Origin of the sequence: Paraburkholderia acidisoli, assembly GCF_009789675.1 — a bacterium.
GTDB classification, from domain to species: Bacteria; Pseudomonadota; Gammaproteobacteria; order Burkholderiales; family Burkholderiaceae; genus Paraburkholderia; species Paraburkholderia acidisoli.
Genome location: NZ_CP046913.1, coordinates 903,753 through 925,092, shown reverse-complemented (window position 1 = coordinate 925,092; position 21,340 = coordinate 903,753). Strand labels below are relative to the sequence as shown.

The 21,340-nt window shown below is 66.8% G+C and carries 17 protein-coding genes and 1 pseudogene; 9 read left to right on the top strand and 9 right to left on the bottom strand.

Annotated features, from left to right (window positions below):
* Positions 1-101: 101 nt before the first annotated feature.
* From FAZ98_RS03960 to FAZ98_RS03950, 3 genes are all read left to right on the top strand, one after another.
* On the top strand, positions 102-1,223 hold the full coding sequence (locus tag FAZ98_RS03960; protein ID WP_233272691.1) for a benzoate/H(+) symporter BenE family transporter: 1,122 nt from the start codon (positions 102-104) through the stop codon (positions 1,221-1,223).
* Positions 1,224-1,595: 372 nt separating this feature from the next.
* On the top strand, positions 1,596-2,555 hold the full coding sequence (tal, locus tag FAZ98_RS03955) for a transaldolase (RefSeq protein ID WP_158948984.1): 960 nt from the start codon (positions 1,596-1,598) through the stop codon (positions 2,553-2,555).
* Positions 2,556-2,920: 365 nt separating this feature from the next.
* On the top strand, positions 2,921-3,352 hold the full coding sequence (locus tag FAZ98_RS03950; RefSeq protein WP_158948982.1) for a VOC family protein: 432 nt from the start codon (positions 2,921-2,923) through the stop codon (positions 3,350-3,352).
* Positions 3,353-3,368: 16 nt separating this feature from the next.
* On the opposite strand, the gene FAZ98_RS03945 is transcribed toward FAZ98_RS03950, so the two are convergent.
* From FAZ98_RS03945 to FAZ98_RS03920, 6 genes and pseudogenes are all read right to left on the bottom strand, one after another.
* Entirely contained in the window at positions 3,369-4,544 is a 1,176-nt protein-coding gene (locus tag FAZ98_RS03945) for an FUSC family protein (RefSeq protein ID WP_158948980.1), read from the bottom strand.
* A 110-nt stretch (positions 4,545-4,654) separates the two neighbouring features.
* Positions 4,655-6,205, bottom strand: a complete 1,551-nt coding sequence (gene mctP, locus FAZ98_RS03940) for a monocarboxylate uptake permease MctP (RefSeq protein ID WP_158948978.1) — start codon at positions 6,203-6,205, stop codon at positions 4,655-4,657.
* Positions 6,202-6,438, bottom strand: a complete 237-nt coding sequence (locus FAZ98_RS03935) for a DUF3311 domain-containing protein (RefSeq protein WP_158948976.1) — start codon at positions 6,436-6,438, stop codon at positions 6,202-6,204. The genes mctP and FAZ98_RS03935 overlap by 4 nt, the downstream gene beginning before the upstream one ends.
* Before the next feature lie 404 nt (positions 6,439-6,842).
* A complete protein-coding gene (locus tag FAZ98_RS03930; RefSeq protein WP_158948974.1) occupies positions 6,843-7,739 on the bottom strand; it encodes a class I SAM-dependent methyltransferase in 897 nt (298 codons plus the stop codon).
* Positions 7,740-8,038: 299 nt separating this feature from the next.
* Positions 8,039-8,524: pseudogene (locus tag FAZ98_RS03925) on the bottom strand (DNA-deoxyinosine glycosylase); the annotation flags it as partial.
* A gap of 34 nt (positions 8,525-8,558) precedes the next feature.
* Complete coding sequence (locus FAZ98_RS03920) at positions 8,559-9,209, bottom strand: chorismate--pyruvate lyase family protein (protein ID WP_158948970.1); 651 nt, start codon at positions 9,207-9,209, stop codon at positions 8,559-8,561.
* A 98-nt stretch (positions 9,210-9,307) separates the two neighbouring features.
* Here FAZ98_RS03920 and FAZ98_RS03915 point away from each other — a divergent pair, with 98 nt between their 5' ends.
* On the top strand, positions 9,308-9,565 hold the full coding sequence (locus FAZ98_RS03915; protein WP_158948968.1) for a hypothetical protein: 258 nt from the start codon (positions 9,308-9,310) through the stop codon (positions 9,563-9,565).
* Positions 9,566-9,617: 52 nt separating this feature from the next.
* Here the strand turns inward: FAZ98_RS03915 and htpG are convergent, their stop codons facing one another.
* Both htpG and FAZ98_RS03905 read right to left on the bottom strand, forming a co-directional pair.
* Positions 9,618-11,528: a molecular chaperone HtpG gene (gene htpG, locus FAZ98_RS03910; RefSeq protein WP_158948966.1), complete on the bottom strand. Its 1,911-nt coding sequence runs from the start codon at positions 11,526-11,528 to the stop codon at positions 9,618-9,620.
* Positions 11,529-11,738: 210 nt separating this feature from the next.
* On the bottom strand, positions 11,739-13,211 hold the full coding sequence (locus tag FAZ98_RS03905; RefSeq protein ID WP_158948964.1) for an aminotransferase-like domain-containing protein: 1,473 nt from the start codon (positions 13,209-13,211) through the stop codon (positions 11,739-11,741).
* 237 nt (positions 13,212-13,448) lie between these two features.
* Between FAZ98_RS03905 and FAZ98_RS03900 the strand changes: the two genes are divergently transcribed.
* The 5 genes from FAZ98_RS03900 (at position 13,449) to FAZ98_RS03880 (ending at position 20,232) form a co-directional block, all read left to right on the top strand.
* Positions 13,449-14,354 carry a DMT family transporter gene (locus FAZ98_RS03900; RefSeq protein ID WP_158948962.1) on the top strand — a complete coding sequence of 302 codons (906 nt, stop codon included), beginning with the start codon at positions 13,449-13,451 and terminating at the stop codon, positions 14,352-14,354.
* A gap of 179 nt (positions 14,355-14,533) precedes the next feature.
* Entirely contained in the window at positions 14,534-15,733 is a 1,200-nt protein-coding gene (locus FAZ98_RS03895) for an aminotransferase-like domain-containing protein (protein WP_158948961.1), read from the top strand.
* Positions 15,734-15,839: 106 nt separating this feature from the next.
* Positions 15,840-16,304, top strand: coding sequence for a RidA family protein (locus FAZ98_RS03890; RefSeq protein WP_158948959.1), 465 nt, complete (start codon positions 15,840-15,842; stop codon positions 16,302-16,304).
* Positions 16,305-16,472: 168 nt separating this feature from the next.
* Positions 16,473-17,360, top strand: coding sequence for a PhzF family phenazine biosynthesis protein (locus FAZ98_RS03885; protein ID WP_158948957.1), 888 nt, complete (start codon positions 16,473-16,475; stop codon positions 17,358-17,360).
* Between the two features lie 502 nt (positions 17,361-17,862).
* Positions 17,863-20,232 (top strand): bifunctional diguanylate cyclase/phosphodiesterase, encoded by a 2,370-nt coding sequence (locus FAZ98_RS03880; RefSeq protein ID WP_158948955.1) that lies wholly within the window; start codon positions 17,863-17,865, stop codon positions 20,230-20,232.
* 63 nt (positions 20,233-20,295) lie between these two features.
* Here FAZ98_RS03880 and FAZ98_RS03875 read toward each other — a convergent pair whose 3' ends face one another.
* Entirely contained in the window at positions 20,296-21,330 is a 1,035-nt protein-coding gene (locus FAZ98_RS03875) for a histone deacetylase family protein (RefSeq protein WP_158948953.1), read from the bottom strand.
* Positions 21,331-21,340: the final 10 nt, after the last annotated feature.

Here is a 21,340-nt window from a genome sequence, read left to right as displayed (position 1 = left end):
CCGACCTGCCCGCGAGCCCGGCGCCCGCGCGCCTCAGACGGAAACCGCTGCGGCCCTTCGCCGACACCTCGGTCGCCACCATCGTGGCCGGTTTCGTCGCGATGATGACCGGCTACACCAGCTCGCTCGTGCTGATGTTCCAGGCAGGCCAGGCCGCGCATCTCACCGACGCGCAAATCTCCTCGTGGATCTGGTCGCTCTCTATCGGCATGGCGGTGACCACCATCGGCCTCTCGATGTGGTTCCGCGCGCCCATCGTGGTGGCGTGGTCCACGCCGGGCGCGGCGCTGCTGATCGCCTCGCTGCCGCACGTGCCGTATGCGGAGGCGATCGGCGCGTATGTCGTCTGCGCGGTGCTGCTCACGGCCGTGGGCCTCACGGGCTGGTTCGACACGCTGATGAAGCGCATTCCCGCCGGCATCGCCGCGGCGCTGCTCGCGGGCATCCTGTTCGAGATCGGCATCGAGATTTTTCACGCGGCGCAGGTGCAAACGCCGCTCGTGCTCACCATGTTCTTCGGCTATCTGATCGTGAAGCGCTTCGTGCCGCGCTATGCGATCGTGGCGACGCTCGCCATCGGCATCGCGGCGGCCGCCGCGCTCGGCCTGCTCGACTTCAGCCAGTTCCACGTGGCCGTTGCGAAACCGGTGTTCACGATGCCGGCGTTCTCGCTCACGGCCGTGGTCAGCATCGGCATTCCGCTGTTCGTCGTGGCGATGGCCTCGCAGAACGTGCCCGGCATTGCGGTGCTGCGCGCCGACGGCTACGACCACACCATCGCGCCCTCCTCGCCGCTGATCGCCACCACCGGCCTCGCCTCGCTCGTGCTCGCGCCGTTCGGCTCGCACGGCGTGAACCTCGCGGCGATCACGGCGGCCATCTGCACGGGCCCGCACGCGCACGAAGACCGCACGAAGCGCTATATGGCGGCGGTCTGGTGCGGCGTGTTCTATCTGATCGCGGGCACCTTCGGCGCGACGATCGCGGCGCTGTTCGCGGCGTTTCCGAAGGCGCTGGTCGTGTCGATCGCGGCGCTCGCGCTGTTCGGCTCGATCATGAGCGGCCTCACCAACGCGATGCAAAACCCGAAGGAGCGCGAAGCGGCGCTCGTGACCTTCATGGTCACGGCCTCGGGTCTCACGCTGCTGTCGATCGGCGCGGCGTTCTGGGGGCTGGTTGCGGGCGTCATCACGCAGATCGTGCTGAACGCGCGGCGCGACTGAGGCTCCGTTCCCGCGCGGCGAGCGGCGAGCGCAGTGCACGTGGCACGCGGCCTGCGGCACTGCAACAAGGCCGCGCGCCAAGCCCGCCGTAAGCCGTCTGCGAGCTTCGTGCCCGCGTCGTCGCAAGCCGGGGCGATCCGCCATAAAATGACGAAGTGAGCCGCGCGTCGCCCGCCACATTGAGCCGCGCGGCGCCGCCTGGCCGGCCGCCCAGCGCGCGTTCCGGCCCGCGGCGGTCTCGCAGCGCGCGTTTCGTTTCGCCCGTCGCACCCATGCTGCTCCGCTCCGGGAGATCCCGGCGGACGGTGATTTGAGCGCGACGGCCGTTCCACACTCACCGACACCGGCGCGCACGCGCCCACAAGGCCTGACATGACTACCGCACTCGACCAGCTCAAGCAGTACACCACCGTCGTCGCCGACACGGGCGACTTCCAGCAATTCGTGCAGTACAAGCCGCAGGACGCCACGACCAACCCGTCGCTGATCCTGAAGGCCGTGCAAAAGGCCGAATACCGCCCGCTGCTCGAAAAAACCGTGCGCGATCACAAGAGCGAGTCGCTCGAGTCGATCATCGACCACCTGCTGATCGCGTTCGGCACCGAAATCCTCAAGATCATTCCGGGCCGCGTCTCGACCGAAGTCGACGCGCGCCTCTCGTTCGACACGAAGCGTTCGATCGAAAAAGCGCATCACATCATCGACCTTTACAAGCAGGCCGGCATCGGCCGCGAGCGCGTGCTCATCAAGCTCGCGTCCACGTGGGAGGGCATCCGCGCGGCGGAATCGCTGCAAAAGGAAGGCATCCACTGCAACATGACGCTGCTGTTCTCGCTCGCCCAGGCCGCCGCGTGCGCCGAAGCGGGCGCGCAGCTGATCTCGCCGTTCGTCGGCCGCATCTACGACTGGTACAAGAAGGCCAAGGGCGCCGACTGGGACGACGCGAAGGACGGCGGCGCCAACGATCCGGGCGTGCAGTCGGTGCGCAAGATCTACGCGTACTACAAGAAGTTCGGCTACAAGACCGAGGTGATGGGCGCGAGCTTCCGCAACACGAGCCAGATCGTCGAACTGGCCGGCTGCGACCTGCTGACGATCAGCCCCGACCTGCTGCAAAAGCTCCACGACAGCAGCGAGAAGGTCGAGCGCAAGCTCTCGCCGGAAGCGTTCAAGAACGAGTCGATCGAACGCGTGAGCGTCGACGAGTCGAGCTTCCGCTTCCAGCTCAACGACGACGCCATGGCGACCGAAAAGCTCGCGGAAGGCATCCGCGCGTTTGCCGCCGACGCGATCAAGCTCGAAAAGATGATCGAGGAACTGCGCGCGAAGTAAGCGCAGCCCGCGCCCGGCCTGCGCCCGGCCTGCGCCATACCCGGCGCCTCCCGATCACGCGCTCGCCCACCCTCAGCGGTGGCGAGCGCGTTGTTATTTGGGCACGCTCCTCTCGCGCGCTTTATCGACGAAATGCGCGCTTTGCGCCTGGCGAGCGCGCGGGATTTCCCCCTCGATTCGCCCCGCCGCGCCTCTGCAACGTCCGTTCCCATCTGCGCTCTCGCAAACCCTGGCCACGTACGGCTCGGTGGTGCGCGCGCGCACGCCTAGAATCAGGGCAGCGGCCGTTCGTCCTGTCCCCGGCCGCGCTTTCAGGCCCCGGCCGCCTCGCGCACCGGGCCGCGTTCAGTCCGCAAGGAACCACCATGCTCATTCAGCCCTATCTGTTCTACGACGGCGACTGCGAAGAGGCGATCGCCTTCTACGGCGAAGCGATCGGCGCGACGGCGCTCTTCAAGATGCGCTTCAAGGAAGCGCCGCCCGACCCGCAGCGCCCGCTCGCGCCCGAACTCGCCGAGAAGATCATGCACGCGACGATCCAGGTCGGCGACGCGCAATTCATGGTGTCGGACGGCGGCTGCATGAGCCCGAACAAGAAGTTCGAAGGCTTCGGCGTCTCGCTCACGGCGCCCGATCAGGCCACGGCCGAGCGCTACTTTCAGGCGCTCTCGCAAGGCGCGCAGGTCACCATGCCGTTCCAGAAAACGTTCTGGTCGCCGGGCTTCGGCATGCTGACCGACAAGTTCGGCGTGCCGTGGATGGTCTCGGCGCCGCCGCTGGAGCAACCGGCGGGCTGAATCGCCACGCCACGAGTCACACCATGCGGTGCCAACCCGCGCGTTCGATGTTCCAGCGCGGTTCGATGTCGAGCAGCAGCGCGCGCAGTTGCTCGACCTGCTCCTCCACCCGCAGGCTCAGCCAGACCGGCCCCTGCATCTGCGGCGCGAGCGCGCGCTTTTCCGCATGGTCTTCCGCATGGTCTGCCGCGCCAGTCTCTTCGTTGGCACACGCGTCCGGGCGCAGCGCACTCGCCGCCGCGTCGGGATGGCGGGCGCCGCCAAAGCGCAGCGCCCGCGCCGTGGCCAGCAACGCGCGCCGCACGGTCTCGGCGCGCTGCGCGAACGCCACGCGCACCAGCGCTTCCTCGTAGCTGCCCGTTCCCGTCGAAAGCATTTCGAGCGCGCTCAGAATTGAACGATGCAGCCGCTGCACCTGTTCGAGGCGCGCCTGCGGTACGTCGATCTCCTTCGCCACCGAAGGCATCAGCGCGCGTAACTGCACGAGCCGCGTATTGAGCCGCATGAAGGCCTGCACCTGCGCCTCGGGCTCGACGTGCACGCCGCTCGCGATCTGCGCGTAGACCCGCGCACAGTCGCGCAGATTGTCGGCGAGACGGTAGCGCCACGAGTAAGTCGCGTGCAGCGGCAACGCGAACGAGAACGCCAGCGCGATCACGATCCCCACCATCACGTTGAGCGTGCGCCACAAGCCCGTGTCGATGAGATTGTCGCCGTGGCCCGCGACGATGCACATCGTGATGGCCGTGAGCAGCGCCACGTAGCCCGGCTTGCCGATCGCGTAGTAACCGCACACGGCCGCCACCAGCGACATCAGCACGTAAGTGAGCGGCGCCGAGTCCGTGACCGCCTGCACGACGATCAGCACGAGCCCGATCACCGCGCCGAGCAGCGTGCCGAGCGCGCGCTCCGCGGCCTTCTTGCGGATGTTGCCGTGATGCTGCAAGCCGCCGATCACCACGAGCAAGGTCACCGAGGACCAGATCCCGTGCGGAATGTCGATGCCGGTGGTCGCGAGTATCGACGCGAGCATGGCGAGCCCCACGCGCACGCTGTGAATGAGCTTCGCGTTGCGATAGCGGTAATACGGCGAAGCGAGCGCGCGCCAGATGCGCGCGAGCCGCGAGCGACGGCGCGGCGGCCCGTTGGGACGTTCGGATGACGTGGCGGGAGCGGAGTCGGGAGCGGTCATGGCACGAGCGGAACGGAGGTTCTGCGCAACATCGTGCACCACAAAAAGCGATGCCCGCAACGTTTCGTTGCGGGCATCGTCATCGCGTCAGACGGAGGACGGGCGAAGGATCAGCCTTCGACCACGTCCAGATAATCTTCGGGACGCGTGCGGTCTTCCGGCTTTTGCATGCCGAACATGTGCACGAGCGCCGAGACCACCACCGACACCACGAGGTTCACGACCAGCGCCCATACGGCGGCGTAGCCCGGCACGTCGGTACCGAACAGATGCAGCACGAAAATCGAGCCCTTGAGCTTCAGCGAGATCGCCATCCACGTGCCCACGCCGATACCGGCGGCCCAGCCGATCAACAGGCCGCGATAGTCGAGCATGCGCGTGTAGAGACCGAGCACGATCGCGGGCAGCGTCTGGATGATCCAGATGCCGCCGAGCAATTGCAGCTGGATCGCGTACGTGAGCGGCAAGCCCAGGATGAACGCCACCGCTCCCACTTTCACGATCAGCGAAACCAGCTTGGCGATATTGGTTTCCTGCTCGTGATTCATGCCGCGATTGATGAACTCCTTGTGGATGTTGCGCGTGTACAGGTTGGCGGCCGCGATCGACATGATCGCCGCCGGCACCAGCGCGCCGATGCCGATGGCCGCGAATGCCACGCCCACGAACCACGACGGGAAGAAGTGCAGGAACAGCGCCGGGACCGCGAAGTTCGGGCCGAAGGCCTTGAAGTACGGCGCGTATTGCGGCATGTCCTTCACGCCCGAAGCGAGCGCCATGAAACCGAGCAGCGCGAGCAGGCCGAGCACGAGCGAGTACGCGGGCAGCATCGCCATGTTGCGGCGGATGGTGTTGCCCGACGACGACGACAGCACCGCCGTGATCGAATGCGGATACAGGAACAGCGCGAGCGCCGAACCCACCGCGAGCGTCGCGTACGCGCTATAGCCGTTCAGGCTCGAGGCGTCCGGCGCCTTGAGCAGCAGCTTGGCCGGCGGCACCGAGGCGAAGATGTGGCCGAAACCGCCCATCTGCGCGGGGATCACGATGATCGCCACGGCGATGGTGATGTAGATCAGCAGGTCCTTGACCACGGCGATCATGGCCGGCGCGCGCAGGCCCGAGGTGTACGTGTACGCCGCCAGAATCGCGAACGCGATGATGAGCGGCAAGTCGCCGACAAAGCCCGTGGTGTCGAAGCCGAGCGCGCCGATCACCACTTCGATACCCACCAGCTGCAGCGCGATATAGGGCATGGTCGCGACGATGCCCGTCACCGCGATGGCGAGCGCCAGCATGCGGCTGCCGTAGCGCGCGCTCACGAAGTCGGCGGACGTCACGTAGTGATGGCGCTTGGCGATGGCCCAGAGCTTCGGGAACACCACGAACGCGAACGGATAGATCAGGATCGTGTACGGCAGCGCGAAGAAACCCGTTGCGCCCGCACCGAACACCAGCGCCGGCACGGCCACGAACGTATAGGCCGTATAGAGGTCGCCGCCGAGCAGAAACCACGTGACGATCGTGCCGAAGCGGCGGCCGCCCAGGCCCCACTCGTCGAGATGCGCGAGATCGCCCTTGCGCCAGTGCGCGGCCAGAAAGCCGATGATCGTGACGCCGATGAAGAACAGCACGAAAACGAAAGTTGCGGTGATGTTCATCGTGCGCCTCCTGCGCTGGCCTTGTTACGGCTCTTCGTCTTGTGATAGACGAGCGCGGTGATCACGGCGCTGATCAACACCCAAAGCAGCTGATACCAGTAGAAAAACGGAAAGTCCCACAGTGTGGGCTCGACTTTGTTGTAGGACGGCACCCAGATCATGGCGATCCAGGGCAGCAGCAAAAGCCACAGCCAATGCTTGCTCGATTTTCCGGCGTCGGCGTCGTGAGCCATGACGTCTCCTCGTTTACTTGTGTAGTTATGCGGCTTTGCTCTGTGTGCGGGGCGCCGCTTGATGCGGCCGATGGCCTCGCGAAACGGATAGCCCGCAAGGTCCCCGAAAGCGCTGAAAAGAGTATCGACGCGGCGCGGCACGGTCAAGCAGGGCGGACCCCAAGTTGCGCGGCGTTGTCAAGGGCCAACGGCCGGTGCGCCGCCGCAAAAATCGTCTGGCGAGGAGCCGCGATGGCGGCGCGCCGCGCGCATTGCGCCACGCGATTCGCGACGTATTCCCGTTGCATCGACATCGATGCCGACGCAAAAAACGGGCGTAAAAAAGCCGGCCTCGCGGGCCGGCTCGTCAGGCTGACGTTGCGGTCGCGGCGAAATCGCCGTCGCCGCAGCCGTGCAGCGTCCGATCAGATCGTGAAGGTCTCGCCGTCCTGGCCGCTCGACGCGCGCAGCGCCTTGACCCACTGCGACGCGGGCAGGCCGAGCTTGGCTTCGAGCACGCGCGCGCGCTTTTCCAGCGCCGCGTACGTCACGTCGAGCGCCGGGCCCGAGAACGCCAGCGCCACGCGGTTGCCTTCGTGAACTTCGGGCAGCGCGATCACGCGGCCGTCGAAGGCTTCGTTCAGGCGCTTCATGTTGCGCACGAAGCTCGGGTGATCGCCGAACAGGTTGATGGTGGCGACGCCCGCCTCGGCGAGACACGCGCGCACGGCGCGATAGAACGCCACGCTGTCGAGCACGGGGCCGCGCGCGGTGGCGTCGTAGACATCGATCTGCAACGCGCCGATCGTGCCGTGGTTGGCGCGGTCCTGCACGAAATCCCACGCGTCGAGTTCGCGCACGGTGAGACGCGCGTCGTCGTACGGCAGGTCGAACATCGTGCGCGCGGCGACCACCACGGCCGGGTTCAGCTCGATCGCCTCGACCTTCGCGGGACGCAGGAAGCGATGCGCGAACTTGGTGAGCGCCGCCGCGCCCAGACCGAGTTGCACGATGCGCGCGGGCGTGGCGAGGAACAGCAGCCAGGCCATCATCTGCTGCGCGTATTCGAGTTCGATGTGATTGGGCTTCGACAGACGCATCGCACCTTGCACCCATTCGGTGCCGAAATGCAGGTAGCGCACGCCGCTCTCTTCCGAGAACGTGACCGGCGCGAAACGCGGCTTGCGCGGCGACTCGATCACGGGCGCGTGGTCGAGATCGTCCGCGGCGGCGGCGGAACGGCGCGATGCCGCTTTCGGCGCGGCCTTGGTCTTGTTGAAAGCGCGCGCTTCAGCCGAGGCGCGTTTGATCAGAGTCGTCATGGGAAATTCGCTTGCTGTGGGGTGCGGCGGCGAGAGGCCGCTGCTTGAAATCGGCTCGGGTCGAGCGTGATCGGACGTTCGTCCGGCTCGAGTCCGCTCGGGCGACCGAGAGCATAGCATTGGCGCGTGGCGCGGCCGCGTTTGCCTGGCGGCGCCTGACCCGGCTCGCTGCGCTAATGGCGCGCGCTCGATGGGCGTTTGCGCGGGCGCGCGGCGTCGTTCACGTCAACGGAATCGGCGGACTCGGCGGATTCGCCGCGATCATGCGCATCGCCGGCGCAAGCGCCCTCGCCCACAAACGGTGCCAGCGCGTGCCACGCGAGCCGCTTCGCCGCGTATGACATGGACGCATAGGCGGGACTCGTGGACGGCAGCGCCAGCATGGTGAAGCGCCTCGCGTGCACGCCGAGAATGCGCGCGCCCAGGCGCGCGGCCGTGCCGCCGTTGAACGCGATGGCCTCGAGCGCCGGCAAACTTTCGACCAGCGCAACGAGGTCGTTGCCCGCATGATCGCGAATATTGCCGTCGAGGCTGCCTTCGCGCCGCGCCTGCGCCACCACGTCCCACAAGCCGACGCGATGCGCGCGCAGTGATTGCAGGCGCGCCTCGTAATCCATCGCGACCAGATCCACGCCGATCACGTCGCCCACGAGATGCCAGAACTTGTTCTGCTTGTGCGCGTAATACTGCTGATGCGCGAGCGACGCCTCGCCCGGCAAACTGCCGAGCACGAGCACGCGCGTGTGCGCGTCGACCACGGGATCGAAGCAGCGTTTGATCGTCATGTCGATATCGGCGTCGAGGTCAGGTCAGGTCAGGTCAGGGCATGGCGCGATGCGCGCGCGATGCCGTGTGATCGAGCGGGCCGCGCTCGCGCTTCGTGTGCGCGTGCGGATCGCGGGCGTGCCCGGCAACGCGCTCGAGATGCGCCCACAACGCGGGCAACATGCATTCGGTCACGAGCAAGGGCGCGCCGCCGCGCACGAACACCGAGCGGCGCGCGACGAACGCATGCGGCGCATGGCCGTCCACTTCGCGCGCGGCCAGCGCAAACAGCGGGTGCCGCGCGCTCACGCGCCGGCTCACGAGCGCCGAACGCGCCACGCCGCTGTCGCTATAGAGCAGTTCCGCGAGCGGCCGCGTGCGCAACCGGCGCATGGCCTGCCAGACGCCGCGGCTCGCGACAAGCGGCGTAGCGCTATGGGCGGCCACGAACGGCACACCGTCCACGGCCAGCACGATCTCGCGCACCCATGCGCGCTCGCGCGGCGCCAGACCGAGCGCCACGCCCTCGTCGGGCCACGGCACATCGACGGCTTCGCGCGTGACGCGCACCTCCACGCGCCCGAGCGCGCGCAAATGCGCCGTGAGCGAACCGCCGCGCGTGAGCCAGTCTTTCTGGTCGGCGCTGCAAACGGGTAACGGCGTGACGCGCCAGTGCGCGTCGGCGGCATCGAATGTTTGGGACATGGCGCGAATTATAAAAGGAGCGCGCACTTCGGACATCTCCGATGGCAAGTCCCCGTCTCCCGGGAAACACTATCCGTTCCTTGCACACGGAGACTTCCATGTCGGAAAACAAAAAGCAGACTTCGAAACGGGTGGCGCACCTCGCGGCGGAAACCTTGCATGACCCCAAGGCATCGGCCATCAAGAAGAGCCTCGCCGCTTCCGCGCTCGCGCAAGCGCACACGACTAAACAAACCGGCGCTGCCATGGAACACAAGGCGAGCGAAGTCCTGCACAGCACCAAGTATTCGGCGGAGACCAAAACGCTCGCCGCCTCGGTGCTCGCGCAATCCAACAAGGAGCGCAAAGCCAAATAAAACGCGCCGCCGGTTGCCCGGCGGCGCGTTTTCATGGCGGCGTCAACAACGCTTACGAGCGCGCCAGCAACAGCGCGTTCGTGCGCTTCACGAAGCTCGCCGGATCTTCCAGGGTGCCGCCTTCCGCGAGCAGCGCCTGATCGAACAGCAGATGGCTCCAGTCGTCGAAGTTCGCGCCGTCGGTTTGCAGTGCCTTGACGAGCGGATGCTCCGGGTTCACTTCGAGGATCGGCTGCATGTCCGGCGCCTGCTGGCCCGCGGCCTTCAGCATGCGCTGGAGGTAACCGCTCATGTCGCCTTCGTCGGCCACGAGGCACGAGGGCGAGTCGGTCAGGCGGAACGTGAGGCGCACGTCCTTGGCCTTGCCCTTGAGCGCGTCCTTCATCTTCTCCACGAGCGGCTTGAGTGCTTCGCTCACCTTCTCCTGCTGCTGCTTTTCCTCGTCGTTGAGCGCGCCCAGGTCGAGGTCGCCGCGCGCCACGCTCGCGAGCGGCTTGCCGTCGAACTCGTTGAGGAACGACAGCATCCATTCGTCCACGCGGTCCGTGAGCAGCAGCACTTCCACGCCCTTCTTGCGGAACACTTCGAGATGCGGGCTGTGGGTCGCGGCCTGCCACGTGTCGGCGGTGACGTAGTAGATCTTCGACTGTTCGGGCTTCATGCGCGCCACGTAGTCGGCGAGCGACACGCTCTGCTCGTTCGCGTCGTGGTGCGTCGACGCAAACCGCGCGAGCCTGGCCACGCGTTCGCGGTTCGCGTGATCTTCGCCGATGCCTTCCTTCAGCACCTGGCCGAACTCGGTCCAGAATGTCGCGTACTTCGCCTTGTCCTCTTCCTTCGCCTCGGCGTCGGTTTGCGCCGCGGCCAGCTCTTCGAGCATCGAGAGCACGCGCTTGGTCACGCCGTCGCGAATCGCCTTCACGTCGCGGCTTTCCTGCAGGATTTCGCGCGAGACATTGAGCGGCAGATCCGCCGAATCGACCACGCCCTTCACGAAGCGCAAATAGTTCGGCAGCAGTTGCTCGGCGTCGTCCATGATGAACACGCGCTTCACGTAGAGCTTGAGGCCGCTCTTGTGGTCGCGGTTCCACATGTCGAACGGCGCATGCGCGGGCACGTACAGCAGCTGCGTGTATTCGCTGCGGCCTTCCACGCGGTTATGCGTCCACGCGAGCGGATTCTCGTGATCGTGCGCGAGGTGCTGATAGAACTGCTGATACTGCTCGTCGCTGATCTCGCTCTTCGAACGCGTCCACAGCGCGCTCGCCTGGTTGATGGTCTCGAAGTCGTCCTTCGTCACCATCTCGCTCTTTTCGGCGTCCCATTCTTCCTGCTTCATTTCGATGGGCAGGCCAACGTGATCCGAATACTTCTGGATGATCGACTTGAGCTTGTACGACGAGAGCAGTTCCTCTTCGCCTTCGCGCAGGTGCAGCGTGATCGTGGTGCCGCGCTGCGCGCGCTCGATCTTGTCGACCGAGAATTCGCCCTCGCCCGCGCTTTCCCAGCGCACGCCTTCGGCAGCCGGCAGACCGGCGCGGCGGCTTTCGACCGTGATCTTGTCCGCGACGATGAAGCCCGAGTAGAAGCCCACGCCGAACTGGCCGATCAGCGCGGCGTCCTTCTTCTGGTCGCCCGAGAGCTTGCCGAAGAATTCCTTCGTGCCCGAGCGCGCGATCGTGCCGAGGTTCTGCACGGCTTCGTCGTGGCTCATGCCAATACCGTTGTCCTCGATCGTGATCGTGCGGGCGGCCTTGTCGTAACCCACGCGAATGCGCAGGTTGGGATCGTTTTCATACAGCGTGCTGTTCTCGATCGCCTCGAAGCGCAGCTTGTCGGCCGCGTCCGATGCGTTCGAGATGAGTTCGCGCAGGAAAATTTCCTTGTTGCTGTACAGCGAATGGATCATCAGGTGCAGAAGCTGTTTCACTTCCGCCTGGAAGCTCATGGTTTCTTGTGCCATGCTCGGGAGTCCTCTTTCGTTGCAATGCGGGTGAGTCTGATTGCGCGGCCGCGCGGGTTGGCCGATGTCCCGCCGCCAGGCGCGGAGACTTCCGCGCACCGGCATATCGACATATCGGCCGTCTTGCCCGTTTTACCGGTTTCGCGGCGCATTGCCCGCCCATATGGGAGCGGGCCGCGGTTTTTCAAGGGCCGGCTCGCCGGTTTCGCTTCATTTCGGCGCGCGCGCGACGCGCTCCAGATAATCGCCGAGCAGCGCGGGCAAGGCCGGATCGCCGCAATTGGCGATATTGAAGCGCATCCACGTGGTCGGCGACTGGTGCGGAGAGAACAGGCTGCCGGGAGCGAGCAAAAAGCCCGCCTCGTGGCCGGCGGCCGTGAGCGCGTCGGCGTCCACGCCCGTGTCGACCCACAGGAACATGCCCGCGCCCTGCGCCAGAAAGAGCCGGCAGCCCGCCCGCTCCAGCATGCGCGCGGCCTTGTCGCGCACCGTGTCGAGCCGCGCGCGCAGCCGCTCCACGTGACGCCGGTAGTGCCCTTCCGTGAGCACGCGGTACAGCACGCGCTCGTTCAGCTCGGGACTCGTCATGCCGACCAGCATCTTCTGGTCGGCCACGGCCTGCGCCACATCGGCCGCGCACGCGATATAGCCCACGCGCAGGTTCGGCGCGAGCGTCTTCGAAAAGCTGCCCAGATAGATCACGCGGCGCAGCTGGTCGAGGCTCGCGAGGCGCGTGGCCGGATAACCGGTCGGGCACAGGTCGCCGTAGATGTCGTCCTCGACGACGATGAAATCGTATTGCTCGGCGAGCCGCAGGATGCGAAACGCCTGCGCGGCCGTGAGCGAGGTGCCGGTGGGGTTTTGCAGCACCGAGTTGATGACGAGCATCTTCGGCCGCCAGGTCTCGACCAGCGCCTCGAGCGCGTCGAGGTCCGGGCCGTCGGGCGTGTACGGCATGCCCACGAGCCGCGCGCCCTGCGAGGCGAAGCGCCCGAACATCTGGAACCACGCCGGGTCGCCGACGATCACCGTGTCGCCGGGCTGCACGTAAAGCCGCGCGAGCAGGTCGATGGCCTGCGTGATGCCGGAGACGAGCACGATCTGCTCGGGCGTCGCGCCGATCTCGAGTTCCGCGAGCCGCGTTTGCAGTTGCTGGCGCAGCGGCAGAAAGCCCTGCGGCGAGCCGAAGCCGAGCCACTGCGTGCCGCTCTGGCGGCCGAGCGAGCGCATCGCGCCCGTCAGCAGTTCGCCGTCGAGCCAGCGCGGCGGCAGATAGCCGAGGCCCGGCCCTTTTTCCGGGCGCGTGGAGGTGTGCAGCATGTTGCGCAGCAGCCAGACCACGTCGATGGTGGTCGGCGCGGGCGTGCCGGCATTGGCCTGCGCGCCCGCGTTCAGCGGCCGCTCGCCGCTCGGCACGATCGCGAGCCGTTCGCGCACGTAGAACCCCGAACCGCGCCGCGAATCCAGATAGCCCTGCGCGACCAGCCGTTCATACGCCTCGACCACGGTGAAGCGCGACACGCCTTTGTCGAGCGCGAGCTTGCGGATGGACGGCATGCGCATGCCGGGCCGGAACACGCGTTCCTCGATCCGGCGGCGGCCCCACTGCACGAGCTGATCGACGAGCGTGAGCGTGGCCGCGTCGTGCGGCGCGGGAATCTGGTCGAGCGGAACGGACGACATGACTTCTCCTGGTCCTGAACGGGCACCGGTCGCAGCAAAAAACTGTACCGAGCACTATCGGCCCGATTGTACCGTTACTGTCAGCGACCATACCGGTACATTTGATCGCATGCGTACCGGTATGGATTCGGTCATGCGCGCTTTTGCGCGGTGTTCCTGCCCGAATTCCCGCCCCGCCCGCGGCCCCGTTGCCGCGCGGCGCCGGTACTTCACCGTCACCGTTTTCCCGTTCCCGCCATGAAAGCACGCGAAACCCAGGGCATGCTGCTCGGTCTCGTCGGCGTGATGATCTTCAGTCTCACGCTGCCGATGACGCGCATCGTCGTCGCCGAATTCAATCCGCTCCTGAACGGCCTCGGGCGCGCGCTCGCCGCCGCCGTGCCGGCCGCGCTGCTGCTCGCGATCCGTCGTGAAAAGCGCCCCACGTGGCGCCAGGTGAAGAGCCTCGCCGTGGTGTCGCTGGGCGTGATCGTCGCGTATCCGGTGTTTTCCGCCTGGGCGATGAAGAGCGTGCCCGCCTCGCATGGCGCCATCGTCAACGGGTTGCAGCCGCTCGCCGTGGCGATCTACGCGGCGTGGCTCTCGCACGAGCGGCCGTCGAAGGCGTTCTGGGCGAGCGCGCTGATTGGCAGCGCGCTGGTCGTGGCGTTCGCGCTGCACGCCGGCGGCGGCGCCCTGCACGCGGGCGACGGCTGGATGCTCGTGGCGGTCGGCATCGGCGCGCTCGGTTACGCAGAAGGCGCGCGCGTCGCCCGCGAACTGGGCGGCTGGCAGGTGATCTGCTGGGCGCTCGTGCTCTCGGCGCCGTTCCTCGCGCTGCCGGTGGGCTGGCTCGCGTGGGCGCATCACGTGGCGCATCCAGGCCCGGTCGCGCTCAAGACCTGGCTCGCGTTCGGCTACGTCACGCTGTTCTCGCAGTTCCTCGGCTTCTTCGCGTGGTACGCGGGGCTCGCCATGGGCGGCACGGCGCGCGTTGGCCAGGTGCAACTGCTGCAGATTTTCTTCACGATGGCGTTCTCGGCGCTCTGCTTCGGCGAAGCGGTCGCCCCCTCGGCATGGCTCTACGCGGCCGCCGTGATCGCCACGGTGATGATCGGCCGGCGCGCCGCGATCCGCACGGCGCCCGTGCCGGTGCGCGCTTGACACGGTTTCACGTCATAATTGACGGTTTTCGGCGGCAGGCGTAACGCGCTTCGCGTTTCTCGATTCCCCTTTCGTGTTTCGCCCAACCCCGATCGCGCCCCGTTATAGCGGGCCGCGTCGGCGCGAACCCTCCGCCGCCCCGCATTCGATTCACTCGCCCGACCCTACAAGGAGACCCCATGGACCAGAGCGATATCAAGGCCGCGCCCGCGTGGCAACTGTCCGAGCGCGCCATCAAGCTGACCAGCTCGGCGATTCGCGAGATCCTGAAGGTCACCGAACGCCCGGAAGTCATTTCGTTCGCGGGCGGCCTGCCCGCGCCGGCGAGCTTTCCCGTCGAGGAAATGCGCGCCGCCGCCGACCGCATCCTGCGCGACGAGGCCATCGGCGCACTTCAGTACAGCGCGACGGAAGGCTATATGCCGCTGCGCGAATGGATCGCCGCGCGCCACTCGGGCAACGGCGTGACCATCCGCCCCTCGCAGGTGCTCATCACCACGGGCTCGCAGCAGGCGCTCGACCTGATCGGCAAGGTGCTGGTCTCGCCGGGCAAGCCCATTCTCGTGGAAACGCCCACCTATCTGGGCGCGCTGCAGTCGTTCTCGCTCTATGAGCCGAGCTACGTGCAAGTGCCCACGGATGAATCCGGCCTGATCCCCGAAGCGCTCACGCCCGAACTCACGGCCGGCGCGCGTCTGCTTTACGCGATCCCGAACTTCCAGAATCCCACGGGCCGCCGCCTGCCGCTCGAACGCCGCAAGGCGCTCGCCGCGTTCGCGCAGAGCGCACCGTTCCCGGTGATCGAAGACGATCCCTACGGCGCGCTCGACTACGCGGGCCAGCCGCTGCCCACGCTGCTCTCCATGGCGCCCGAGCACATCGTGCATCTCGGCTCGTTCTCGAAGGTGCTGGCGCCGGGTCTGCGCGTGGGCTACATCATCGCCCCCGAAGATCTGCACTTCAAGCTCGTGCAGGCCAAGCAGGCCACCGACCTGCACACGCCGAGCTTCACGCAGCGCATCGTCTACGAGGTCGTCAAGAACGGCTTCCTCGACACGCATATCCCGAAGGTGCGCGCGCTCTATCGCGACCAGTGCGACGCGATGCTCGACTCGCTCAAGCGCAACATGCCCGAAGGCGTGAGCTGGAATCGCCCCGAAGGCGGCATGTTCGTGTGGGTGACGCTGCCCGCGAACGTCGACAGCATGAAGCTGCTCGAAGAAGCCGTTGCGCAGAACGTGGCCTTCGTGCCCGGCGCGCCGTTCTTCGCGGAAGAGCCGCAGCACAACAAGCTGCGCCTCTCGTTCGTGACGGTGCCGCCCGCGAAGATCGAGGAAGGCGTCTCGAAGCTGGCCGCGCTGATTCGCGCGCGCCTCTGAGACGCGCTGGCGGCGTCACGATACCCGCGTGACGCCGCGTTGCTTCAGGAAGCCGGTCGATCCGGCTTTCGTCGATTGATCCATCATCCGCACGAGGAAAACTGACATGGCTGACACGAACGTCTACGACCGTCTCAAGGCGCTCGGCATCGAGCTGCCGCAAGCCGGCGCGCCCGCTGCCGCCTACGTGATGAGCGCGCAAAGCGGCAACACGGTGTACCTCTCGGGCCACATCGCGAAGAAGGACGGCAAGGTCTGGGCCGGCAAGCTCGGCGAGTCGCTCACGACCGAAGACGGCAAGGCCGCGGCGCGCGGCGTCGCGATCGACCTGCTCGCCACGCTGCACGCGCACGTGGGCGACCTCAACAAGGTCAAGCGCATCGTCAAACTCATGAGCCTCGTGAACTCGACGCTCACGTTCACGGAACAGCACGTGGTGACGAACGGCGCGTCGGAACTGATCGCCGATGTGTTCGGCGAGAAGGGCAAGCATGCGCGCTCGGCGTTCGGCGTCGCGCAGATTCCGCTCGGCGCGTGCGTCGAGATCGAGTTGATCGCCGAAGTCGAATAACGTTGTCTGGCGCTTCACCGCCGCGCATCGCGGCGCGGCGGCGCTCATAGTCGGTCACGACAGCGCGGGCTCTTGTCGATTTCGTCAAAGTCCGCGCGACCTTCGATTGCGCATTCGCGCGGTCCCGCGCATTCTCCCGCGCTTCGCGCCCCCTTCCTTCGATCCGCCATGACCCAGTCCAGCGTCCGTTTCAAGCAGGTCGACGTATTCACGTCCGTGCCCTTCAAGGGCAATCCGCTCGCCGTGGTGTTCGACGCCGACGCCTTGAGCGGCGACGCGATGCAGGCCATCGCGCGCTGGACCAATCTCTCCGAAACCGCGTTCCTGCTCGCGCCCACGAACCCGAGCGCCGACTATCGCGTGCGCATCTTCACCACCAAAGGCGAGTTGCCGTTCGCGGGCCATCCGACACTCGGCACGGCGCACGCCTTTCTCGAAAGCGGCCGCGCGCCGCGCACACCCGGCCGGCTCGTGCAGGAATGCGGCGCGGGTCTCGTCGAACTCGCGCAGAGCGAGCCGGCGCACCAGGGCGCCTGGTCGTTCGCCGCGCCGCCCGCGCGCATGACGCCCCTCGCCACCGCGCACCACGACGCGTTGCGCGCGGCGCTGCGCTCGGACGCCATCGACTTCACGGCCACGCCCACGGGCGTCGACAACGGTGCGCCGTGGCTCGTCGTGCGGCTCGACTCGGCGCACGCGGTGCTCGCGCTCGACGTCGACTACGACGCGCTCGCGACGATCGCCGAAACGGTGGGCGCGCACGGGCTCGCGGCCTATGCGCCGCACGACGCGAACGGCCCCGCGACCTTCGAGGTGCGGTGCCTGATGACAGGCCTCGGCAAAGGCGAGGACCCGGTGACGGGCAGCGCGAACGCGGCCATCGCCATGCTGCTCGCGCAGCAGAATGCGCGTCCGGGCACCGGCTACACGGTGCGCCAGGGCACCGCGCTCGGCCGCGACGGCCGCGTGCACGTTGCCTACGACGACGCGGCGGGCAAGATCTGGATCGGCGGCGAGGCGGTGACGATCGTCGACGGAACCTGCCGGCTCGCCTAATGCACGACGCGTAACGCGTCACCCATAGCGATGCCGCATGCACGCGGCATCGACCTGCCGACACGACGACACGCCGACGCATCGAATCGGTTTATCGCGTGCCCGAAGTGTGCGGAGTGCGCGGCACATGACAGCGGCGAGTCATGTCACGCTCGTTCGCCCACGAGCGCCAAATCAGCGCGATGCGAGATCGCGCGTCTATGCACCGTAGATGGGCAGCGGCCCGCAAAAGGCGTCGCAGAAGGGCTGCGAGGAACGCGCTCGCGTATACCCGAGAGGGCATTGCTTCCTTAATCATGCCCCAACCAGTAATATCGAAACATTGGGCGCGGGGTGCGCCCGATTGTCATTCGTCCGCGCCGCGTTGCGCCTCTTCCTCAGCCGTCCCGTACTCGATGCCGCCGATCCCTCCGAGCGCTCCGTTGCCATGCCGGCTGCCGCAACCGCGGCACGGCGCGCCGCTGGCCGCATCGCGCGTCACCGCACCGCCAGGGCTGCCGCGATGAACCCGCCACGCGGCCCCTTCTCGCGCGAAACCGCGCTGCGCGGCACGACCGGTCCGGCCTACACGCGCCCGCGCGCGCTGCTCGCCATCCCCCTGCTCGGCGTGCTCGTGCTCATCCTGTTGTGGGCGGTGATCTTCACGCGTCTTTCCGTCGAGAAAGAAGCGACCATGCGCGAGGCATCGGCGTCGGCGGCCATTCTTTCGGCGGCGCTCGAACAGCACACGGTGAAGGCGATCCATCAGGTCGACCAGATCACGCGCTTCGTGAAATACGAATTCGAAAAGTCGCCGGAAAACTTCAATCTGTCGAGCACGGTCGAGAAAGGCGTGGTACAGAGCGATTCGCTCGTGCAGGTCTCGCTGATCGACGAGCACGGCAAGCTCATCGCCAATACCGCCGACCCGAAACCGAAGCCCATCGATCTGTCGGATCGCGAGCACTTCAAGGTTCACGAGCACGAGAACGACGACCAGCTCTACATCAGCAAGCCGGTGCTCGGGCGGGTCTCGGGTCACTGGACCTTGCAGATGACGCGCCGCCTCAATCACGCGGACGGCTCGTTCGCGGGCGTCGTGGTGGTCTCCGAAGACCCGAGTTATTTCACGAGCGACTTCTACAACAACGCGGCCATCGGCCGTGACGGCGTGATCGCCGTGATCTCGGACACGGGCGCCGTGCTCGCGCGCCGCACCGGCAGCGCCGACCACGTGGACGGCGCGTTCTCGGCGAGCGGCACCTATCCGATCTCGGAGCACGTTTCGGGCACCTACGCCGACCCGATCGATCACGTCACGCGCATCGTGTCGTACCGGCATATCGACGGCTATCCGCTCGCGGTGCTGGTCGGTCTTTCGCAGGCCGAAGAATTCGCCGACTACAACCACACGCGCGACGTCTACCTGATGATGGCGACGTTCATCTCGCTCGCCATGCTGTCGTTCTTCGCCGTGGCCACGGGCTTGATCGGCAAGCTGCTCGGGCGCGAGCGCGAGATGTCGCAACTCGTGCAGTACGACCTGCTCACGGGGCTGCCCAATCGTTACGCCACGCTGCAAAGGCTGCGCCACGAAGTCTCGCAGCCCGGCAATCTCGGGCGCCTCGCGATTCTCTTCATCGACCTCGACAACTTCAAGACCGTCAACGACACGCTCGGCCACAACGCCGGCGACATCGTGCTGCAAATGAGCGCCGCGCGGCTCGCCGACGCCGTGGGCGGCGCGGGCACGCTCGCGCGCATCGGCGGCGACGAGTTCGTGGTGATCGTGAAAGGCGACGACATCGAGAAGCGCGCCATCGCGCTGGCCGAGGCCACCAACGCCGCCTTCACGCATCCGTTCGACGTGCGCGGCAGCGCGTTCGTGCTGCACGCGAGCACCGGCATCGCGCTGTTCGCCGTGGCGCACGAAAGCGAAATCGACCTGCTCAAGAAGGCCGACCTCGCGATGTACGCCGCGAAGGAAGCGGGCCGCAACTGCTTCCGCTTCTACTCGCCGCAACTCGCGCATCGCGCCGACCATTTGATGAAATGGGAGCAGCAGCTCCGCGTGGCGCTGGCCGAGAACCAGCTCTTTCTCGCCTATCAGCCGAAGATCGATTTGCGCCGCCGCTGCATCACGGGCTTCGAGGCGCTGGTGCGCTGGAATCATCCGCAATACGGTCTGATTCCCGCGGGCGAGTTCATTCCCGTGGCCGAATCCACCGGCCTGATCGTGCCCGTGGGCGACTTCGTGATCCGCACGGCGTGCGCGCAACTCGCGCAGTGGCAGCAACAAGGCTACGAAACCCTCACGCTCGCGATCAATATTTCAGCGGTGCAGTTCTGGCGCGGCGACCTCTACGAAACCATCGCGCTCGCGATCGAGGAAACCGGCATTGCCGCGCACCGGCTCGAACTGGAGATCACCGAAACGGCGATGATGGAGTACCCGGAACTCGTGTCCGAGAAGATCTTCGCGTTGAAGCGGCTGGGCGTGCGCGTCGCGCTCGACGACTTTGGCACCGGCTATTCTTCGCTTTCATATCTGAACCGCTTCGCCGTGGATACGCTCAAGGTCGACCGCTCGTTCGTGCAGGCCATTCCCGCCGACCGCAGTGTCTGCGTGATGGTCTCGGCCATCGTCAATCTCGCGCGCTCGCTCGGGCTCACGGTGGTCGTGGAAGGCACGGAAACCGAGGAGCAGATCGCGTGGCTTTCCGCACTCGGGCCGATCGAGGCGCAGGGCTTCCTGTTCTCGCGCCCCGTGCCCGTGGAAGGCGTGGCCGCGCTGATCGAGCGCTTCGGCGTATGCAGCGGCGCGCCCGCCGCCCCCACCAGCACGCTCAACGACCGCAACGAACGCCTGAGCGACGCGCCGCATTCGCGCTGAACCTGCGCGCGCAACGCCGGGAGCGACGGTTCGAACCGCGGCTCCCGGCATCGGCGTCAAACGTCAGCGCGCCTGCGAGCGAGGGCGTGCAAAACCACTGAAGAACGCGCGCGCGTTCGCTTCGAGACTGTCCAGGTGGTAACCGCCTTCCTGCACGATCACCGAAGGCAGATCGAGCGCGCCGATCTTTTCGCCCAGCCGCCCGAAGCCTTCGGTGCTCACGGCCACCTTCGACTGCGGATCGTCCTTGTAGATGTCGAAGCCGAGCGCGAGCACGAGCGCGTCGGGCTGGAAGCGCCTGAGCACGCGCAGCGCCGCGTCCACGTTGTCGAAGAACACCGCCTCGCTCGAACCGTGCGGCATCGGCAAGTTGACGTTGTAGCCTTCGCCCTCGCCCGCGCCGCGCTCTTCCTCGTAGCCCGCCACCACGGGATAGAAGTTGGTCGGGTCGCCGTGGATCGAGACATAGAGCACGTCGTCGCGGCCGTAGAAAATTTCCTGCACGCCCTGGCCGTGATGCATGTCGGTGTCGAGAATCGCCACACGCGGGAAACGGCTGCGCAGCGACTGCGCTGCGATGGCCGCGTTGTTCAGATAGCAGAACCCGCCTGCCGCGTCGCGCCGCGCGTGATGGCCGGGCGGCCGGCTCAGCGCATACGATTCGCGCTCGCCCGCGTTCACGCACGCCGCCGCCGCGAGCGCGCTTTGCGCCGACCAGTAGGCCGCGCGCCACGTGTTCGCGCCCACCGGGCAGCTGCCGTCCGCGAGATAGCGCGCCGCCTGCGCGAGCACGCCGCGCAGCGGATTCGGCTCGCGCACGAACACGTTCGACATCACTTCGTCGCCCCAGTCGTCGGGCATGCGCTTCCACTGCGCGTGCGCCTCCTCGAGAAAGCGCAGATAGTTCATGTCGTGCACGGCGGCGAGCGGCGCGGTGCCGAAGTCGGCGGGCGCGTTCACGGCGAAACCGAGCGACTGCGCGGCCTTGACGAGGCGCGCGGCGCGCTCGGGCACCTCCTGCGGTTCGCGCATCTGGCCGCGCGACAGATAGCTGCGCGGGTGATGCAGCAATTGCTCGGGATGGAACCACGTCTTCATGTTTCGTTCT

What these genes read in the sequence shown, in the direction of transcription:
- FAZ98_RS03945 (WP_158948980.1), bottom strand. Translation starts at nt 4,544, where the DNA reads ATGACCGCTCCCGACTCCGCTCCCGCCACGTCATCCGAACGTCCCAAC.
- FAZ98_RS03960 (WP_233272691.1), top strand. Translation starts at nt 102, where the DNA reads ATGATGACCGGCTACACCAGCTCGCTCGTGCTGATGTTCCAGGCAGGC.
- FAZ98_RS03930 (WP_158948974.1), bottom strand. Translation starts at nt 7,739, where the DNA reads ATGACGACTCTGATCAAACGCGCCTCGGCTGAAGCGCGCGCTTTCAAC.
- FAZ98_RS03890 (WP_158948959.1), top strand. Translation starts at nt 15,840, where the DNA reads ATGGCTGACACGAACGTCTACGACCGTCTCAAGGCGCTCGGCATCGAG.
- FAZ98_RS03885 (WP_158948957.1), top strand. Translation starts at nt 16,473, where the DNA reads ATGACCCAGTCCAGCGTCCGTTTCAAGCAGGTCGACGTATTCACGTCC.
- FAZ98_RS03950 (WP_158948982.1), top strand. Translation starts at nt 2,921, where the DNA reads ATGCTCATTCAGCCCTATCTGTTCTACGACGGCGACTGCGAAGAGGCG.
- FAZ98_RS03935 (WP_158948976.1), bottom strand. Translation starts at nt 6,438, where the DNA reads ATGGCTCACGACGCCGACGCCGGAAAATCGAGCAAGCATTGGCTGTGG.
- tal (WP_158948984.1), top strand. Translation starts at nt 1,596, where the DNA reads ATGACTACCGCACTCGACCAGCTCAAGCAGTACACCACCGTCGTCGCC.
- mctP (WP_158948978.1), bottom strand. Translation starts at nt 6,205, where the DNA reads ATGAACATCACCGCAACTTTCGTTTTCGTGCTGTTCTTCATCGGCGTC.
- FAZ98_RS03905 (WP_158948964.1), bottom strand. Translation starts at nt 13,211, where the DNA reads ATGTCGTCCGTTCCGCTCGACCAGATTCCCGCGCCGCACGACGCGGCC.
- FAZ98_RS03915 (WP_158948968.1), top strand. Translation starts at nt 9,308, where the DNA reads ATGTCGGAAAACAAAAAGCAGACTTCGAAACGGGTGGCGCACCTCGCG.
- htpG (WP_158948966.1), bottom strand. Translation starts at nt 11,528, where the DNA reads ATGGCACAAGAAACCATGAGCTTCCAGGCGGAAGTGAAACAGCTTCTG.
- FAZ98_RS03920 (WP_158948970.1), bottom strand. Translation starts at nt 9,209, where the DNA reads ATGTCCCAAACATTCGATGCCGCCGACGCGCACTGGCGCGTCACGCCG.
- FAZ98_RS03900 (WP_158948962.1), top strand. Translation starts at nt 13,449, where the DNA reads ATGAAAGCACGCGAAACCCAGGGCATGCTGCTCGGTCTCGTCGGCGTG.
- FAZ98_RS03880 (WP_158948955.1), top strand. Translation starts at nt 17,863, where the DNA reads ATGAACCCGCCACGCGGCCCCTTCTCGCGCGAAACCGCGCTGCGCGGC.
- FAZ98_RS03875 (WP_158948953.1), bottom strand. Translation starts at nt 21,330, where the DNA reads ATGAAGACGTGGTTCCATCCCGAGCAATTGCTGCATCACCCGCGCAGC.
- FAZ98_RS03895 (WP_158948961.1), top strand. Translation starts at nt 14,534, where the DNA reads ATGGACCAGAGCGATATCAAGGCCGCGCCCGCGTGGCAACTGTCCGAG.